At 70.8% G+C, this 17667-nt stretch carries 15 protein-coding genes; 10 read left to right on the forward strand and 5 right to left on the reverse strand.

Annotated features, from left to right (window positions below; translation table 11 throughout):
* The gene (locus EGT67_RS04195) at positions 1 to 1146 is read left to right on the forward strand and encodes an acyl-CoA dehydrogenase family protein (protein WP_127914813.1); all 1146 of its coding nucleotides are present in this window, start codon (positions 1 to 3) and stop codon (positions 1144 to 1146) included.
* 3 nt (positions 1147 to 1149) lie between these two features.
* Here the strand turns inward: EGT67_RS04195 and EGT67_RS04200 are convergent, their stop codons facing one another.
* Together EGT67_RS04200 and EGT67_RS04205 are read right to left on the reverse strand one after the other, a co-directional pair.
* On the reverse strand, positions 1150 to 2013 hold the full coding sequence (locus EGT67_RS04200) for an alpha/beta fold hydrolase (protein WP_127914814.1): 864 nt from the start codon (positions 2011 to 2013) through the stop codon (positions 1150 to 1152).
* 138 nt (positions 2014 to 2151) lie between these two features.
* Positions 2152 to 4521 carry an ATP-binding protein gene (locus EGT67_RS04205; RefSeq protein WP_127914815.1) on the reverse strand — a complete coding sequence of 790 codons (2370 nt, stop codon included), beginning with the start codon at positions 4519 to 4521 and terminating at the stop codon, positions 2152 to 2154.
* A 121-nt stretch (positions 4522 to 4642) separates the two neighbouring features.
* Between EGT67_RS04205 and EGT67_RS04210 the strand changes: the two genes are divergently transcribed.
* Complete coding sequence (locus EGT67_RS04210; protein WP_164877482.1) at positions 4643 to 5347, forward strand: GNAT family N-acetyltransferase; 705 nt, start codon at positions 4643 to 4645, stop codon at positions 5345 to 5347.
* A gap of 134 nt (positions 5348 to 5481) precedes the next feature.
* Positions 5482 to 6459: a glutathione S-transferase family protein gene (locus tag EGT67_RS04215; RefSeq protein ID WP_241565914.1), complete on the forward strand. Its 978-nt coding sequence runs from the start codon at positions 5482 to 5484 to the stop codon at positions 6457 to 6459.
* Positions 6460 to 6464: 5 nt separating this feature from the next.
* Here the strand turns inward: EGT67_RS04215 and EGT67_RS04220 are convergent, their stop codons facing one another.
* A complete protein-coding gene (locus EGT67_RS04220) occupies positions 6465 to 6851 on the reverse strand; it encodes a VOC family protein (protein WP_127914818.1) in 387 nt (128 codons plus the stop codon).
* A 208-nt stretch (positions 6852 to 7059) separates the two neighbouring features.
* On the opposite strand from EGT67_RS04220, the gene EGT67_RS04225 reads away from it, so the two are divergent.
* The 6 genes from EGT67_RS04225 to EGT67_RS04250 all read left to right on the forward strand — a co-directional run bounded on the left by EGT67_RS04225 (position 7060) and on the right by EGT67_RS04250 (position 11894).
* Entirely contained in the window at positions 7060 to 7800 is a 741-nt protein-coding gene (locus tag EGT67_RS04225) for a hypothetical protein (RefSeq protein WP_127915289.1), read from the forward strand.
* A 28-nt stretch (positions 7801 to 7828) separates the two neighbouring features.
* Positions 7829 to 8647, forward strand: a complete 819-nt coding sequence (locus EGT67_RS04230) for an alpha/beta fold hydrolase (protein WP_206612308.1) — start codon at positions 7829 to 7831, stop codon at positions 8645 to 8647.
* A 31-nt stretch (positions 8648 to 8678) separates the two neighbouring features.
* Positions 8679 to 9077, forward strand: a complete 399-nt coding sequence (locus EGT67_RS04235; protein WP_127914820.1) for a DUF6153 family protein — start codon at positions 8679 to 8681, stop codon at positions 9075 to 9077.
* 79 nt (positions 9078 to 9156) lie between these two features.
* Positions 9157 to 9879 (forward strand): DUF305 domain-containing protein, encoded by a 723-nt coding sequence (locus tag EGT67_RS04240; protein WP_127914821.1) that lies wholly within the window; start codon positions 9157 to 9159, stop codon positions 9877 to 9879.
* Positions 9880 to 9999: 120 nt separating this feature from the next.
* Positions 10000 to 11124, forward strand: a complete 1125-nt coding sequence (locus tag EGT67_RS04245; RefSeq protein ID WP_127914822.1) for an ABC transporter ATP-binding protein — start codon at positions 10000 to 10002, stop codon at positions 11122 to 11124.
* Positions 11124 to 11894, forward strand: coding sequence for an ABC transporter permease (locus EGT67_RS04250; RefSeq protein WP_127914823.1), 771 nt, complete (start codon positions 11124 to 11126; stop codon positions 11892 to 11894). Before EGT67_RS04245 ends, EGT67_RS04250 begins: the two co-directional genes overlap by 1 nt.
* Positions 11895 to 11906: 12 nt before the next feature.
* Here EGT67_RS04250 and EGT67_RS04255 read toward each other — a convergent pair whose 3' ends face one another.
* Together EGT67_RS04255 and EGT67_RS04260 are read right to left on the reverse strand one after the other, a co-directional pair.
* The gene (locus EGT67_RS04255) at positions 11907 to 12764 is read right to left on the reverse strand and encodes a DUF1707 SHOCT-like domain-containing protein (RefSeq protein WP_164877483.1); all 858 of its coding nucleotides are present in this window, start codon (positions 12762 to 12764) and stop codon (positions 11907 to 11909) included.
* Between the two features lie 35 nt (positions 12765 to 12799).
* Positions 12800 to 13657 carry a DUF1707 SHOCT-like domain-containing protein gene (locus EGT67_RS04260; protein ID WP_127914825.1) on the reverse strand — a complete coding sequence of 286 codons (858 nt, stop codon included), beginning with the start codon at positions 13655 to 13657 and terminating at the stop codon, positions 12800 to 12802.
* A gap of 89 nt (positions 13658 to 13746) precedes the next feature.
* Between EGT67_RS04260 and EGT67_RS04265 the strand changes: the two genes are divergently transcribed.
* Positions 13747 to 17601 carry an ABC transporter ATP-binding protein gene (locus EGT67_RS04265; RefSeq protein WP_127914826.1) on the forward strand — a complete coding sequence of 1285 codons (3855 nt, stop codon included), beginning with the start codon at positions 13747 to 13749 and terminating at the stop codon, positions 17599 to 17601.
* Positions 17602 to 17667: the final 66 nt, after the last annotated feature.

Genomic DNA, 17667 nt, shown 5'->3' on the forward strand with positions numbered 1-17667 from the left:
ATGAAGCGCACCCTGTACGGCCCTGATCACGAGGCGTTCCGCGAATCCGCCCGCGAGTTCGTGAACCGCTTCGTGATGCCGCATCAGGAGAAGATGATCGAGCAGCGGTACATCGACCGGGAGGTGTGGCTCGAGGCCGGACGCAACGGATTCCTCGGCCTCGAGGTGCCCGAACAGTACGGCGGCAGCGAGGCGGGCGACTACCGCTTCAATGCGGTCCTCGGCGAGGAACTCGCCCGCGCGAGCGCCGCGTTCAGCTCCTGCCTGGGCATCCACTACGACATCGTCGCGCCGTACCTCGTCAAGCTCACCACCGACGAGCAGAAGGAGCGGTGGCTACCCAAGTTCTGCACCGGCGAGATGGTCACTGCAATCGGCATGACCGAACCGTCCGGCGGCTCCGACCTGGCGGCGCTGAAGACCACCGCGGTGCGCGACGGCGACGACTGGATCATCAACGGCTCGAAGACCTTCATCACCAACGGCTACAGCGCCGACCTGGTGATCGTCGCGACCCGCACGAGCCCGGAGAAGAAGGCGCGCGGCATCACGCTGTTCGCGATCGAGGCCGGCACCGAGGGCTTCGAGCGCGGCCGCAAGCTCGACAAGGTGGGCCAGCCCGAGTCCGACACCGCCGAGCTGTTCTTCGACAACGTCCGGGTGCCGAGCGCCAACATGATCGGCGAGCTCGACGGCGGCTTCATCCACATGATGCAGCTGCTGCCGCAGGAGCGGATCGGCGCCGCGGTCGCGAACCTCGCGCACGCCCGCCCGATCCTCGAGGAGACCATCGAGTACGCCAAGGAGCGCAAGGCGTTCGGGCAGCCGATCGGCCAGATGCAGTGGAACAAGTTCCTCATCGCGGAGCTGGTCACCAAGCTCGAGGTCGCGCAGGCGTACGTCGACAACTGCGTCGCCGCGCACGACGCCGGCGAGCTCACCGCCATCGACGCCGCGAAGGCCAAGTGGTGGAGCGCGCAGGTGCAGAACGAGATCCTGGACCACTGCGTCCAGCTGCACGGCGGCTACGGCTTCATGAAGGAGTACCGCGCGGCCCGCGCCTGGATGGACGCGCGCGTGACGAAGATCTGGGCGGGCTCGAACGAGATCATGAAGGAACTCATCGGCCGCGACCTGGGGCTGTAACCGTCAGGCGGCGCGGGCGGTCGCCGAGCCGAGGATCTCGGTGACCGCCCGGCCGAACGCGTCCGGGTCGCCGATCAGCCAGCCGTGGCAGCCGGCGACCCGGTGCACGTGCGGGTCGCGCAGCGCGGTGCGGAGCGATTCGAAGCTGGCGCGGGGGATGAAGGTGTCGCCGCGACTCCACAGCAGCGCGGTCGGCACGCCGCGATCGGCGATCGCCGACGCCTCGGCGCGCAGGTCCGCCGTCCGGGCCAGTTCCCCGATCCGCCACAGCGCCGCCGGGTCGCGGACGACGTTGCGCAGCGCGTCGCCGGCGATCGACGCGATCGCGGACACCGGCGTCCCGGTCAGGACCGCGTCGACGGCCGCGGACGCACCCCACCGCCACAACGGCCGGTGGCGGATCTCGCGCACGATCCCGTCCGGGGCCCATGCGCCGCCGCCGACGGAGTTGACCAGGACCAGGTCCGACACCCGGTCGCCGAGGGCGTGCGCGGACGCGAGCGCCACCCCGCCGCCGAACGAATGACCGACGACGGTGATCGGTTCGTCGACACCGACCGCATCCAGGAACCGGCCGACCCACTGCGCGTATCCACCGAACCCGTGACTGCGCGCGGACAGCGCGCCGGTGCCTCCGAAGCCCGGCAGCGCGGGGGCGTAGACGCGCACCCCGGCCCCGGCCAACCGGCCGATCGCCCCCGCGTACGTGCGATGGGTGAGGCCGAAGCCGTGCAGGAACACGACCGGTCGGCCACGCCCGGCCGTAGCGTACGGAACGGCCAGTCCGTCGACGTCCAGTTCCCGCCACGACGGGTCCACGCTCGACCGCGGATCGATCGTCGGGTGGAACTGCGGCTGTCGGCGCATCGGGGGCCTCGTCTCGCGTGGTCGGGAAGGGACGCTCACAGCGTCGCCGTTCGTACCCGGCCCGCGCGACGGTAGAACTACCCGTTTGCATACGTGTTGCGCGCCACATCGCCCCTGCGGGCGGTCCGTCTCCGCAGCTCAGGACGACGGCTCGTGGCGGTGGGCGACGACCCACGCCGCGATCTGGGTGCGCGAGCCGAACCCGAGTTTGGCGAGCACCCGCTCGACGTGCCCCTCCGCCGTCCGCTGCGAGATCACCAGGGCCTCGGCGATCTCCCGGTTCGTGAGGCCGTCGGCGACGAGTTCCGCGACCTGGCGTTCGCGGCGGGTCAGCGCCGTCGTCTCGGCGGACGGCCGCACGATCCGCATGGGCGCGGTCGGGGCGTCCATCTCGGACCGCGAGAGGCCGGCGCCGTCCCCGCGACCGAGGGCGTAGTCGACGGCGTCGACGAAATCGAGTGCCGCGCCCTTCGCGAACGCCGCCTCGAACGCGCGGTCACCGAGGATCCGGCGGCACAGCCGACGGCACTCCTGGTGGCACGCCAGCATGGTCGGGATCAGGACCGGCGGCACGCCCATCCCGTGCCGGAGCGCCTCCGCCGCGCCGGACAGGACCGCGGCCCGCTCACCGTGCCGAGCGGCGGCCGCACCCCACGCCAGCGACTCGAGACATCCGGCGCCCGCGAAGTGGTCGCCCACCGACCGGGTCAGCTGCAGCGCCTCGGTGAACAGTTCGGAGGCCCGACCGCGATTGCCCTGCCGCCACAGCGTCAGGGACAGCAGGTACATCGCCCGGGCGCGGTACTCGCGCTCGCCGCGCGCCTCGGTGATCGCCAGGACCTCCTCGTGGCAGGCCTGGGCGCGCATCACGTCGCCGGTCATGCCGCAGACCAGTCCGGCGGCCTGCAGCGCCCAGATCAACCGGTGGACGTCCCCCGCCTCCCGGAACGGTGCCAGCGAGCTGTCCAGAAGCTCGAGCGCCCTCCCCAACTCGCCGCGGTACAGCGCCTGCCGACCGGCGGCCTGGGCCACCATCGCGTCGGTCACCGAATCCCCCATGAGCCCCGCGAGTCGCTCCGCCTCCCCGACGAGTTCGGCTCCCGCCGCGAAGTCCTCCTGCATCCCCGCGAGTTGGCTGGCGACGCTCAGCGCCAGCACGCGCACCGGCACCGGCTGCGGGTCCGATGCCGCGAACGCGCGGTCGAACCAGCGCCGGGCCTCGCCGAAGTTCCCCCGACAGAACCAGAACGGAAACAGTGCGTTCGCCAGCCGGACGCCGCGCGCTCCCTCCCCCGGCTCGCCCGCACAGAACTCGAGCGCGTCGCGCAGGTTCGCCGTCTCGCGGGTGAGCCGGGTGATCCACTCCACCTGATGCGGACCGATCCAATCCGCGTCGGCACGCTCGGCGAGACCGAGGTACCAGTCCCGGTGCCGACGCCGGCACTCCGTGCGCTCACCCACCTCGTCGAGCTTCTCCAGGCCGTAGTCGCGCAGCGTCTCGAGCATCCCGTACCGCAGCACGGAACCCGATTCCTCGACGGTGAGGATCGACTTGTCGAGCAGCGAGGCCACCAGATCCAGCACGGCGCCCGTCCCGACCGCGTGTGGACAGATGCCTTCGACGGCGTCCAGTTCGAAGCCTCCGGAGAACACCGACAACCGACTCCACAACCGGCGCTCTTCGGGGGTGCAGAGGTCGTAGCTCCAGTCGACGCTCAGGCGCAGCGTCTGCTGACGGGACGGTGCCACCCGGCTGCCCGCGGTGAGCAGCCGGAAGCGATCGGTGAGCCGCTCCAGGAGTTGCTCCGCCGACAGCGCCCGCATCCGCGCGGCCGCCAGCTCGATCGGCAGCGGGAGCCCGTCGAGCCGCTGACAGATCCGGGCTATCGCCTTCCGGTTGTCCTCGGTGACAACGAAATCCTGGACGGCGGCGCGGGCTCGCTCGACGAACAGCGTCACCGATTCGTATCGCGGCAGCGCCTCCAGCGCGGGCAGCGACGCCGGATCCGGCACGGGTAGCGGGTGGACCAGGAGCAGCGCCTCCCCGCCCACGCCCAGTGCCTCGCGGCTCGTCGCGAGGACACGCAGCCCCGGGCATTCGCGCAGCAACTCGTCGACGAGTCTCGCGGCCGCCCCCACCAAGTGCTCGCAGTTGTCGAGAACCAGCAGGAGGTCGCGGCCGGCGAGATGCTCGACCAACAGGTCCATCGGCGAACGGGTCGCCATGTCGTGCAGCCCGAACACCGCTCCGACGGTGTCCGGAACCAGATCCGGCTCGTGCACCTCCGCCAACTCGACGAGCCACGCGCCGTCCGGGAAGTCGCGCTGCACGTCCCCGGCGACCTCGAGCGCGAGCCGCGTCTTGCCCACTCCGCCGATGCCGGTCAACGTCACCAGTCGGGACCCGGAGAGCAATCGCTTGGCCGCCGTCACCTCGCGGCGGCGTCCGACGAACGTCGTCAGCGCGGAGGGAAGATTCCCGATTCTGCTTCGTACGGCTGCTGACATGGACCGCCACGCTTTCTCGCGCCCCTGCTGACTCGACGGTACCCCCGCCCGCGGCGAGTCGATGCTCGCCGAACGGATCCGGGCGGCGTCCCGACCCGACCGCGGCACTACCGTTGACCACGTGGACGGCCATCAGATCGACATCATCCGGCTCGCGTGGGCGCGGGAACTCGGCCTCCCCGATCGTGCCCTCGACGATCCCGGGGTCCGCCCCGTCCGGGTCGACGACTCGGACGGCCGCATTCGCTTCGTGACGATCGCGGGCGCCTGCGCGCTGGTCGGCCCCGCCTGGGCCGTGGAACGCGCACAGTCGCGTTCCGACGAGGAGCTCACCCGATCCGGTGGGCTGCTCGCGCTCGCGAAGGACCATTCCGGCCGCAGCTCCGGACCCGTCGAGCTGGGCTGGGCCGGCGACTTCGGCAAGGGCATCGCCGTCGAGGAACCCCTGGTCTCGCACGAGTTCGAACACGTCCTCGAACTCCAGGCCGCGTGCCCGCCCGACGACGTCGCCGAGGCCGGTCTCGGCGACAAGGCGAACTGGTTCACCGTCGTCGACGACGCGCACCGTCCGCTCGCATCGGCCGGGTACGCGGAATGGCAGGGGATCATCGCGGACATGGGTGCGCTCACCGCGCCGCGCGCCCGCCGACGCGGATTCGGTGCCACCGCCACCCGCCTCGCCACCAACGACGCCCTCGACGCGGGGTTGATCCCGCAGTGGCGGGCCCATCGGGACAACGTCGCGTCCCGGCGGCTGGCGGCCGGCCTCGGGTACGAGGAACTCGGAACGTACGTGTCGATCGCGGTGGCGCCCAGTACCGTGTGAGAGGGAGCGACACACGGAGCTGATGCGCGATGAGTGACGACGGCACGGAACGCACGACCGACACCGACGACGGTCCCCGATCGACGGACGCCGGCGCCACCTTCGTCGAACCGGGCGAGGAGTTCACCCGGGACATGAACTACATTCCGACGCGCATCACCGCCGACGGACGGGACGGCTACCCCGTCGAGCCCGGCCGGTATCGCCTGATCGTCGCCCGCGCCTGCCCGTGGGCCAACCGCGCGATCATCGTGCGCCGCCTCCTCGGCTTGGAAGACGTTCTGTCCATGGGCATCTGCGGGCCCACCCACGACGAACGCAGCTGGACCTTCGACCTCGATCCCGGCGGAGTCGACCCCGTGCTGAAGATCCCGCGACTGCAGGACGCGTACTTCGCCCGCTTCCCCGGCTACCCCCGCGGCATCACGGTGCCGGCCATCGTCGAGATCGCGACCGGTCAGGTGGTCACCAACGACTTCGCCCAGATCACGCTGGACCTGTCGACCGAGTGGAAGGAGTTCCACCGCGACGGCGCGCCTGACCTGTACCCGGAGGACCTGCGCGGTGAGATCGACGAGGTCGCGGAACTGGTGTTCCGAGACGTCAACAACGGCGTCTACCGGTGCGGCTTCGCCGGTTCACAGGACGCGTACGACACCGCCTACGACCGACTGTTCGAGCGCCTCGACTGGCTGACCGAGCGACTGTCGACCCAGCGGTTCCTGGTGGGCGACACCATCACCGAGGCCGACGTCCGCCTGTTCACGACGCTGGCCCGGTTCGATGCCGTCTACAACGGGCACTTCAAGTGCAACCGGAGCAAGCTGTCGGAGATGCCGGTGTTGTGGAACTACGCGCGGGACCTGTTCCAGACCCCCGGATTCGGGGACACGATCGACTTCACCCACATCAAGCAGCACTACTACATCGTCCACAAGGACATCAATCCGACGCAGATCGTGCCCAAGGGGCCGGACCTGTCGCACTGGCTCGAGCCGCACAACCGGGAGGTGCTCGGCGGCCGCCCCTTCGGCAGCGGCACGCCCCCGCACCCGCCGCGACCGGAAGAGGTTGTGCCGCTGTCACACTGGGCCACCACCCGGCGCGACTGACCCGTCTATTCGCCGGCGTACGTCCCGAAGCTCCAGTACACGCCCTCCGGGTCGCGACACGTGAAGCCGCGGGAACCGAAGTCCTCGTCGACGAGCCCCTTGACCACCACCGCGCCGGCGTCCACCGCGCGGGTGTAGAGGCCGTCCGGATCGTCGGTGACGAGGTAGACCGCGCCGACACCGGCGGGCAGATCCGCCAGCACCGAGTCCGGCCGCACCGAGCCGAGCATCACGCCCCCGCCGCCCGGCCACCCGAGTTCCGCGTGATCGACCCGATCGCCCTCGCCGTAGATCGCCTTCTCCTCGAAGCCGAACGCCTCGACGAGGAACACGATCGCCGCCCGCGCATTCGCGTACTGCAGTGCCGGCCACACCCTGGTGGTACCACCCATGTCGCTCACCTGCCTCGCAGTCGTGGACTGCACCAGTGCCTCGCAGTCGTGGACTGCACCAGTGCCTCGGAGTCGCGGACTGCACCAGCCTATCCGCGGCAATGCAGCCCTGCCTGGGAATTCCGGAGTCGTGGACCCGGTTTCCATATAGTCGGATACGGAGCGACCGCCCGCGTGCCGGGACCGGGATACCGAGATGAGGACTGGGATGGCCGAGAAGCAGGGGCGGATCGAATCGACGATCGTCTCCGTGCTCGACAACGCGAGCCGGCTGCAGGCGCCGGCCGTCTCGAAGTACGTCGAGCGGGTGCGGCGGGCGCACCCCGACGACACGCCCGCACAGATCGTCGAGCGCATGGAGAAGATGTTCCTGACCGCGGTGACCAGCAGCGGCAGCGCGGTCGGCGCCGCAGCGGCGGTGCCGGCAGTCGGGACCGCGGCGTCGATCGCCGCGGTCGGCGCCGAGACCGCGTTCTTCCTGGAGGCGTCGGCGCTCCTGACGCTCGCGGTCGCCTCCGTCCACGGCATCTCCCCGCACGACCATCAGCAACGCCGTGCGCTCGTCCTCGCCGTCGCCCTGGGCGAATCCGGCATGGAGATCGTCGAGCGCGCAACCGGCCTGACCGCGACCAACTGGGCGCGACTCGTCACGGGCCGGATCCCGCCCGGGACCATGCGGGCGATGAACAGCTCCCTCGTACGCAAGTTCGTCACGAAGTACGCCGCGAAGCGCAGCGCCCTCATCCTGGGCAAACTGCTCCCGGCCGGGGTCGGTGCGGTGATCGGCGGAGCCGGAAACCGTGCGATCGGCCGCGGAGTCATCGACAATGCACGTGAAGCGTTCGGCCCGGCCCCGGCGGTCTGGCCGGATCGAGTCGCCACGACCGACAGCCGGGCCCGGCTGCACGTCGTCCCGCCACCGAGCGAGCCGCGCAGCGTCCGGTCCTGACCGGTCCACCCGACGAGAGGACGTCGCCGTGCGCACCGACAGTTTCGAAGGTCCCCACGTCCTGTCCGCCGGATCCGGCGGACGCACCGTCGTTCTGCTGCACGGCTATTCGGACCACGGCGGCACCTGGCAGAAGGTGACGCCGACACTGGCCCGGCACTTCCGGGTGCTCGTGGTGGACCTGCCCGGATTCGGGCGCAGCGCGGGCACCTGGCGGGAACCGCTCATCGACGGGTACGTCGAGACCCTCAGCGCGCTCACCGACGACGAACCCGGCCCGGTCAGCGTGATCGGCAACTCGCTCGGCGCGGTCACCGCACTCGCGTGGGCGTCGGCCCGCCCGGACCGCGTCGCCGACGTCGTCCTGTCCGACATGCCGGGCATCTCCCGGATCCCCCGATCGTGGACGCGCGGTACGGAACTGCGCATGGACCGGATGGCGCGCGTGCTCGCCGGGCCGGTCCCCGACCGGTACGTCCAACAGATGATCGGCGCGATGTACGCGGGCGCCGCGCTGCGGCATCCTCGTCGCGCGGACGCCCGCGTGCGCGCCGACTACACGCAGCACTACGCGACCAAGCGGCAGGTGGCCGACCTGCTGGCGATCGGCCGCGTCGTCATCCGGGAGATCGCGGACCTACCGATCCCGGCGATGATCGACGCCCTCACGGTGCCGGCGCTGTTGCTGTGGGGCGCGAACGACCTGCTCACGCCGGCGCGGGCGGCCCGGCGAATCACCACCACCACGGACCGTCGGGTCGCGATCATCCCCAGTTGCGGACACTGCCCGCAACTGGACTGTCCCAGCGAGTTCCTCGCCGAGGTACTGCCGTTCCTGGACGGCTGAAGGCGTCGTCCCGGTCGGTACAGTTGAACCCATGGCCGGGCAGGTGCGAGCGTCGATCACTCGCTTCGCGGCGCTGTGTGCCCTCGCGTTCGGCGTCCTCGCGATGCACCACGTGACCACGGCACCCCTCGGCCCGGTTGCCGCCGTCGGCCACCACGGCTCCGAACACGCGACCGGCGGCGCCGCATCACCGATGGATCCGGCCCCCGCACCCGACCACCCGACCGACCACCTCGGCTTCCACGTGTGCCTGGCCGTGTTGCTGGCCGCGACACTCACCCTCGCGGTGTGGGTGCTGTTGAGAACCGCCCGGGCGCAGCACGTGTGGGTCCATCGCGCGTCGGGTCCCGCGCGGCGCGCCGGACGCGCTCCCCCGTTCGTTCCGACGACCTCGGAATTCCTGTCGTCTCTGTGCATCCTGCGGGTGTGACAGGGCCACTGCGGCGCGGCGCAGAGCCGTTCCGGCCGCAGTCCGGTTCCTCGGATCACCCACGAAGAAAGCACAGGTCATGAACAGCAAGCGAATGCTCGTCAGCATCGGTGCCGCCGCGGCGGCCGTCACCCTCCTCGTCGGTTGCGCGGACGACGAGTCCGGCGACGGCACGAACGGCACCGCCGTGACGACGTCGGCGAACGCCTCCGGCACCGCCGAACAGGGCGGCGCCCACAACGAGGCCGACGTGGCGTACGTCCAGATGATGATTCCGCACCACGAGCAGGCGGTCGAGATGGCCGAACTCGTCCCGAGTCGCAGCAGCAACCCCGACGTCGTCGCGCTCGCCGCGCAGATCGAGCAGGCCCAGGCGCCCGAGATCGAACAGATGGAGGGGTGGCTGAAGGCGTGGGGCGCGCCCGAACCGAGCAAGGTCCCCATGCCCGGGAACGGCGAGACCACCGCCGGCGGCACGGACCACGACGGGATGGACCACGGCGGCACCATGCCCGGCATGCCGATGACGAGCGCGCCCGGGATGTCGGGGATGCCCGGGATGGAGGGCGGCGGCCACGGCATGATGACCGCCGAACAGATGCAGTCCCTCGAGAACGCGAAGGGACCCGAGTTCGATCGCATGTGGCTCGAGATGATGATCGAGCACCACCAGGGCGCGGTCGCCGGTTCGGAACAGATCCTGAACACCGGTGAGAGCGAGCAGGTCCGGCAGTTGGCGCAGCAGATCGTGACGACCCAGCAGGCCGAGATCGCCCAGATGGAGGCCCTGCTCCAGAAGTAGGCCGGACGGGCTGCGCACCGGGGGTCGCCGCCGCGGCGTCCCACGGTGCGCAGCCCGAACCGACCGGTCCCCCGGGTACTCTCACTCGACTGACATCGAGGGGGATCAGTGACTTCAGGCATGCCACCCGTACCGCCCACGGGTGTACCGGCGGGACCACCCGCCGCCATCCAGGCGCACGGGTTGTCGAAACAGTTCAAATCGGTTCAGGCCGTGTCGAATCTGAGCTTCACGGTTCCGCAGGGTTCGATCACCGGGTTCCTCGGCCCCAACGGGTCCGGGAAGACGACGACCCTGCGGATGCTGCTCGGCCTCGTCCGGCCCACTGCGGGACATTCGAGCGTGCTCGGGGTCCCGTTCGGTGCCATCACCGAACCGGCCCGCGCGGTCGGCGCGGTGCTCGATTCCCGTGCTCTCCACCCGAAGCGCACAGCGCTCGACCACCTGCGGGTGTACACGTCGGCCATCGGCGTACCGGACGAGCGCGCCCGGCAGGCGTTGCACCTCGTGGGGCTGTCGGAGGCCGCGGATCGCAAGGCCGGAACGTTCTCCCTGGGAATGCGACAGCGCCTGATCCTCGCGACGGCGATGCTCGGTGATCCCCAGGTTCTCGTGCTCGACGAACCGTCCAACGGACTCGACCCCGAGGGCATCGCCTGGCTGCGCGAGTTCCTCGTCGGCTTCGCCCGATCGGGTCGCACCGTGCTGATCTCGAGCCACATGCTCCGAGAGGTGGAGCAGATGATCGATCACCTCGTCGTCGTCAGCCGCGGTGTCCTCGTCCACCAGGGCTCGATGGACCAACTCCGCGCGAGCCACCGCGCCCGACTCCTCGTGGCCTGCTCCGACCCGGCGCGCCTGGCGACGGAACTCGCTTCCACCGGCGTCACCGACGTCCAGCATCTCCCGGACGGCCGCATCGGCATCGCCGGATCCGATCCGACCACCGTCGGGCGGATCGCCGCGAACGCCGACATCACCGTCTTCGGCGCCACCACCGAGAACGTGGACCTCGAGCAGGTGTTCCTCGCGATGACGTCGGGGCAGTTCGCGGCGCCCGCCGCCACCGGCCAGGCCGGACACTTCGGTCCGCCGCCGGGGTACGGACCCCCGCCGCCGGGGTACGGCCCGCCACCGGGCTACGGCCCGCCGCCCGGCTACGGCCCGCCGCCCGGCTACGGCCCGCCGCCCGGCTATGCGCCCCCACCCGGCTACGGCCCCGGACCGAATGGAGTCGGACAGTGATGACGAACCTGCTGCGGTCCGAGTTCCGCAAGGTGACCACTCTCAAGTACTGGTGGGCGCTGGGCCTCGCACCGCTGCTCGTCGGTCTGTTCTCCGGTGCGATCAGCCTTCCGCTGATCTCCGGGCTCTCCGACGAGGCCGACGACGAAGTGCAAGCGGCCGTCGGCGCCATCGGACTCCTCGTCGCGCTCGCGCTGGTGTTCGTGTTCTCGGCGCTGTTCGGCGCCGTCAACGCCGGCACCGAGTACCGCCACAGCACGATCACGACAACCTTCCTCACCACGCGGGGCCGGGACAGCGTCGTTGCCGCCAAGCTCCTGGTCAGCGCGCTCTTCGGAATCCTGTACTGCCTCGCCATCGAGATCGTCAGCGTCCCGGTGCTCCTGATCGCCGGGTCGGACGACGTCCGACTCGACGGCCAGATGACGGCGGTCCTGGCAGTCGGACTGGTCGCCTCGATGCTGTGGGCCCTCATCGGTGCCGGACTGGCGCTGCTGACCGCGTCGTCCATCGCGAGCACGGTCACGATCGTCGTCTGGTACGTGATGGGCGAAGGAATCGTCCGGGCCATCCTCGCCGGATTCCATCTCGGTTCGGCCGGCCAGTGGCTTCCCGGATCGCTCACGGTGAGCGCGTTCATCGGCATCGTCGACGAGAGCGCGCTCACGTCGGAGCCCGGCACGGCGGTCTCCCTGCTGTGCCTGGCGCTGTGGGCCGCCGCGGCGGGCGGCCTCGGATGGTGGGTCACCCGCACCCGCGACATCACCTGAGCTGGTCCGCGCTCACTGGTCCGATCGGTGGATGCGGCGGATGACCCCGTCGAACCCGACGCTGAGGTAGCCCCTGGTGCCCTGCTCGTCGTTCGTCAGGTTCATCTCCACGATCGGCCCGCTCGCTCCGACGATCATGTGCGCCGAGGTCGGGTTCTCGACCCGCAGGGTCCGGTCCGCCCCGGAGAACAGCCCGATCACGCGCGGCAGGTTCTGCCGAAGCTCGGCGAGATCGTCGGGGGTCGCGTCACTGCTACGTGAGGTCGTGCCCTGGTCGGTGAGTTCTCCGGTACCGGCGGTGATGCGGTAGGAGTAGCTCTGGTCCTGGCCGGGCTTGCCGGAGATGGGCCGTTCGATCTCGGCGCGGTCGGGGTAGATCGTGATGTGGTCGACGGCCAGGTCACCGAACTCGCGCTCCATGTCGTCGAGCATCTGCCCGAACCCCGCGACCGTGAACAGCGCATTGCGGTCCGACGTCTCGGGCGACGCCCAGTTCGTTCCCGAGTCGGGCGTCTTGCCCACCAGCGTCACGAACAGCAGCCCACCGACGAGTGCCGCCCCGGCCAGGACCGCGGCGCGGCGCCGTGGCGCGGGCTGCGGGGGCGTCGCCGCGGCGGGGGTCGACGCAGTGGACGTCGTCGGCGCGGGCTGCGGATCCGGAGGAAGTGGCGTGAACCGTGTTCTCCCGACGACCTCGTCGGTGAGCTGTAGGTCGCCGACGAGCCGGTCGAGTTCGTCGAGGGTCGCCGCGGCGGTGGCGGATTCGACGCGCGCACCGTGTTCGTCGGGGCTCAACTGCCCGGTCTCGTAGGCGGCGTCGAGGAGGGCGCGGGCGTCGGCCCGGTCGATGTCGCGAGCGCGTAGCGGCACGGCCGTAGTGCGTCGGCGGCGGTCGGTCCCCATCGTCAGCGCTGCTCTGCGGTCTGGACGTCGACGACCTCACCGTCGAGTGTCGCGGTCACGCTCCCCTTGGACTCGTCGTTGTCCACGACGTACACCGTGACGAGTGGCCGGCCGTCGTAGGCGCGAATCGCGACGAGATCGATGCGGCCGCTGGGCCGACGCACCTGCTGCGGCGCGTCGGCGATGAGGGCACCGATGCGGTCGGCGTCGAGCTCAGTGAGGTCGACCGTCTGCTGATCCCGATCCCGGACACCGGGTAGGTCGGTCCACTGCTCGAACCCGCCACTGAACCGCCACCGCAGGTACCGGTGCGGCTGGTTGGGAACCATCCGCACGACGAGGGCATCGTCACGGTACAGATCGACATCATCCGCGATCGTGTCGTGGAACTGCAGTTCGAACAAGCGCACGAACTCGCGGATGCCGTCGGCGGTGTGCAGGTCGATCGGCTCGACCGCGATCGGGTCCGGTTCACCTGCCGCCGCAGGCCGGGCAGCTGTCGATCCCGACGCACCGGTCGACTGGCCACCGCCGCCGGCACTGCTGGACAGCAGGTAGACGACGATGCCGCAGACCACCGCCGCAACGAGCACCGCGGCCAGGACGAGGCCACGGCGGCGCGACTGGCCAGCCTCGTCGGCGGGCGGCTCCGGCGACTCGCGAAGGTCGTCGGGGACCTGCAGATCCTCGGTGAGCGCCCACAGCTCGCCGAGCGTCTGTGCGTGCATCGCGGCCGCGGTGCGCGTCTCGTAGTCGTCGACGCCGAGCTGACCGTCGCCGTACGCGGCATCGAGCTGGCTGCAGGTCTGCGCGCGGTCGACGTCCCGCGCCCGGGTCTTGGGTGATCTTGAATCGGGCACGCGCCGATCCTATGGAAAACGCCCTGCGACAGAGACACCGACGCCGGACCGACCGAGGGTGTCCGGACCTCGGACTACCGTGGGTCGCGATGGCTACACAGAACGCGACATCGGTGACCGACGGTCACCGCGGCTGGATACGACGACTCGGCGCCGAATGCTGGAACCACCGCCGGACCGCGGTCGGCGCGCTCACCGTCACGGTGATCGCCGCGGTCATCGACATCGTGTTCCCGCTGCTGACGAAGGTCGCGCTCGACGCCGCGTCGGCCGGCGAATCCACCGCCACGAGGGTCATCACGGGGATCGCGGCGCTCATCGCGGTCCTCGCGTGCGTCCGCTTCGCGTGCCAGTACGGGCGCCGGATGCTCGCCGGTCGGCTCTCGCTGGACGTCCAACACGACCTGCGACTCGGGCTGCTCGGTTCGCTGCAACGCCTCGACGGCCGCGGCCAGGACCAGATCCGGACCGGCCAGGTGGTGTCCCGCTCGATCACCGACCTGCAGCTGGTGCAGGGCCTGCTGGCGATGGTCCCGATGTCGGCCGGCGTGGTGCTGCAGTTCGTGCTCGCGCTGGTGATCATGGCGTGGCTGTCGCCGCTGCTGACGGTGGTGGCGCTCGTCGTGGTGCCCGCCGTCGCGCTGGTGGTGTACCTGGTGCGGCCGACGCTGTTCGCGGCGACGTGGTCGGCCCAGCAGCGCGCGGCCGACCTCGCCCAGCACGTCGAGGAGACTGTCACCGGTGTCCGCGTGGTCAAGGGGTTCGGCCAGGAGTCCCGTGCCGTGGATCAGCTCGAGGGCCTCGGCCGCACGCTCTACGCCGAACGGATGCGCGCGGCGCGGATCAACGCGCGGTTCGCGCCGTCGATGGCGGCGCTCCCCCAGCTCGGCCTGGTGGGCGTCGTCGCCCTCGGCGGCTGGCTCGCGCTGCACGGTTCGATCACCGTCGGCACCTTCCTCGCCTTCGCCGCCTACGTCGCGACGATGACCACCGCCACCCGGACGCTGTCGCAGGTCGTGATCATGGCCCAGCTGTCGCGCGCGGCCGTCGAGCGCGTCTACGAGGTCATCGACACCGAGCCCGACGTCTCCGATCCGCCGAACCCGGTCGATCTCCCCGGCGGCCCGCTCGGCGTGCAACTCCGCGACGTCGGTTTCGGCTTCGCGGAGGGTAGTGAAGTCCTGACCGGCCTCGACCTGTCGATCGCACCGGGCGAATCCGTCGCGGTCGTCGGTCCGGCGGGGGCCGGCAAGACCGCACTGTCGCTGCTCCTGCCGCGCTTCTACACGCCCGGAACCGGGACCGTGTCGCTCACGAGCGGGGGACGCAGCTTCGACGTCTCAGAACTGCGCGCCGAACAGCTGCGCGAGGCGGTGGGCCTCGTGTTCGACGAACCGTTCCTGTTCTCGGACACGATCGCCGCGAACATCGCGCTCGGGCGCCCCGACGCCAGCGCCGAGGAGATCCGCATCGCGGCCAAGCTCGCGCAGGCCGACGAGTTCATCTCCGCGCTGTCCGACGGCTACGACACCGTCGTCGGGGAACGCGGGCTGACGCTGTCGGGCGGCCAGCGTCAGCGCGTCGCGCTGGCCCGGGCGCTGCTCGTCGATCCGCGCGTGCTGATCCTGGACGACGCGACCTCGGCAGTGGACGCCGGCACCGAGGCAACGATCTTCGACGCGCTGCGGGACGGCCGCCACCGCACGACACTGATCCTGGCCCACCGCCGCTCGACGCTCACCCTCGCCGACCGCGTCGCCGTGCTCGACGGCGGCCGCATCGTCGACATCGGCACCGTCGACGAACTCGACGAGCGGTGCCCGCTCTTCCGGACGCTGCTGTCCGCCCCGGATCCGGCGGACGCGGCGCCGGGCGGACCCGACGGCGCAGCGGACGCCGTGCCGGTCGTGGAGCCGACCGCGGCACAGTTGTGGCCGGAGACGGTCACGGACTCCGGCACCGGCGACGGTGCGGCCGCCCGGACCGGTGGAGCCGCCGGCCCGGGCGGGCACGGTGTCGGCGGGCACGGCGGTGGCGGGCACATGGCCGGCGCGCTCGGCGGGGTGGCCGTCACCCCGGAGTTGAAGCGGGCCGTCGACGCACTCCCGCCCGCCGACGAGGATCCGCACACCGACACCACCCGGTTGCGTCACGACAACTCCGAGTTCCGGCTCGGCCGGCTGCTCCACCCGGTGCGCTGGATCCTCGCGGGCGTCGTGGTGTGCCTGGCCCTGGACTCGCTGATCGGCATCACCTTCCCGTCGATCGTGCGGTACGCGATCGATCACGGCGTGCTCCCCGGTGACTCCGGCCCGCTGTGGGCTGCCACCGCCGTCGGCACCACGCTGGCCCTCGTCGGCTGGCTCGTCGTCGCGGTCCTGACGGTCATCACCGCGCGTGCCGGCGAGCGGGTGTTGTTCGGGCTGCGGGTGCGCAGCTACGCGCACCTGCAGCGGCTCGGCCTGGACTACTACGAACGGGAGTTGTCCGGCCGGATCATGACGCGGATGACGACGGATGTCGACGCGCTGTCGTCGTTCATCCAGACGGGCCTGTCGACGGCGGTCGTCGCACTGCTCACCCTCGCGGGGATCGCGGTGGCACTGCTCGTGACCGACGTGACGCTGGCGCTGGTCGCACTCGCGGCGCTGCTCCCGCTGACCGTCGCGACACTCGTGTTCCGGCGCGTGTCCGGTGCCGCCTACAGCGTGTCGCGGGAGCGGATCTCGCTGGTCAACGCCGAGTTCCAGGAGAACATCGCGGGTCTGCGGGCGGCCCAGGCGTACCGCCGCGAGGAATTCGCCGCGCGACGGTTCGCCGAGCGCGCCGACAGCTACCGCCGCAGCCGGATGCGGTCACAGCGCGCGATCTCGGTGTACTTCCCGTTCATCACGCTGCTGTCCGATCTGGCACTGGCGGCGGTCGTGCTCGTCGGCGCACAGCGGGTCGCCGACGGCTCCGCGACCGCGGGCACGCTGGTCGCGTTCGTGCTCTACCTCGGTCTGCTGTTCGGCCCGATCCAGCAGTTGTCGCAGGTGTTCGACGGCTACCAGCAGGCCGACGTCGGCCTCCGCCGGATCGCCGACCTGCTCGCGACACCGAGTTCGATCGAGACCGCCGACCCGGCCGACACGGTCCGGATCGATGGTCACCTGCGCGGCGACGTCGACTTCGACGACGTCAGCTTCCGCTACCAGGGCGCCGAGTCCGACGCGCTCAGCGACATCGACCTGCGCATCCCGGCCGGCACCACGGTCGCGCTCGTGGGCCGCACCGGCGCCGGCAAGTCGACGGTCGTCAAGCTCCTCGCCCGCTTCTACGACCCGACGTCCGGCTCGGTTCGGGTCGACGACCAGGATCTGCGGCGCTATCCGCTGCACGGCTACCGGGGGCGGCTCGGCGTCGTCCCGCAGGAGGCGCACCTGTTCACCGGCACCGTGGCGAGCAACATCGCCTACGGGCGACCCGACGCGACCCGCGAGCAGATCGAGGCCGCGGCGCGCTCGGTGGGCGCGCTGCCGACCATCGCGGCGCTGCCCGGTGGCATGAACCAGCCGATCGGCGAGCGCGGGCAAGGGCTGTCCGCGGGCCAGCGCCAGCTGATCGCGCTCGCCCGCGCCGAGATGGTCGATCCGGACCTGCTGCTGCTCGACGAGGCGACCGCGACGCTCGACCCGGCAACCGAGAAACTGGTCCTCGAATCGAACCGAATGGTCACTAGAAAACGCACGTCGGTCGTGGTCGCGCACCGTCTCGCGACCGCCGCGAGGTCCGATCTCATCGTGGTCGTGGACCGGGGCCGCATCGTCGAAACCGGTGCTCACGACGCACTTCGGCGTGCGGGTGGGCATTACGCGCGACTCTGTGATGCAGCAGAGAGTGAACAGGGGAATAATTCGTCGGCGAGAACCGTCATCGATGGTGATCCCATCGCAACAATGTGAGACAGCCGACACGCGACGGACCGGATGCCCGGGCTCGACGCGCGGAGGCTAGCCTCATGTGTATAG

The organism is Prescottella agglutinans, from assembly GCF_004011865.1.
GTDB lineage: Bacteria > Actinomycetota > Actinomycetes > Mycobacteriales > Mycobacteriaceae > Prescottella > Prescottella agglutinans.

Excerpts from the sequence above, each read along its gene's own strand:
- EGT67_RS04195 (WP_127914813.1), top strand. The coding sequence starts at position 1 with ATGAAGCGCACCCTGTACGGCCCTGATCACGAGGCGTTCCGCGAATCC.
- EGT67_RS04200 (WP_127914814.1), bottom strand. The coding sequence starts at position 2,013 with ATGCGCCGACAGCCGCAGTTCCACCCGACGATCGATCCGCGGTCGAGC.
- EGT67_RS04205 (WP_127914815.1), bottom strand. The coding sequence starts at position 4,521 with ATGTCAGCAGCCGTACGAAGCAGAATCGGGAATCTTCCCTCCGCGCTG.
- EGT67_RS04215 (WP_241565914.1), top strand. The coding sequence starts at position 5,482 with ATGAACTACATTCCGACGCGCATCACCGCCGACGGACGGGACGGCTAC.
- EGT67_RS04220 (WP_127914818.1), bottom strand. The coding sequence starts at position 6,851 with ATGGGTGGTACCACCAGGGTGTGGCCGGCACTGCAGTACGCGAATGCG.
- EGT67_RS04225 (WP_127915289.1), top strand. The coding sequence starts at position 7,060 with ATGGCCGAGAAGCAGGGGCGGATCGAATCGACGATCGTCTCCGTGCTC.
- EGT67_RS04235 (WP_127914820.1), top strand. The coding sequence starts at position 8,679 with ATGGCCGGGCAGGTGCGAGCGTCGATCACTCGCTTCGCGGCGCTGTGT.
- EGT67_RS04240 (WP_127914821.1), top strand. The coding sequence starts at position 9,157 with ATGAACAGCAAGCGAATGCTCGTCAGCATCGGTGCCGCCGCGGCGGCC.
- EGT67_RS04245 (WP_127914822.1), top strand. The coding sequence starts at position 10,000 with ATGCCACCCGTACCGCCCACGGGTGTACCGGCGGGACCACCCGCCGCC.
- EGT67_RS04250 (WP_127914823.1), top strand. The coding sequence starts at position 11,124 with ATGACGAACCTGCTGCGGTCCGAGTTCCGCAAGGTGACCACTCTCAAG.
- EGT67_RS04265 (WP_127914826.1), top strand. The coding sequence starts at position 13,747 with ATGGCTACACAGAACGCGACATCGGTGACCGACGGTCACCGCGGCTGG.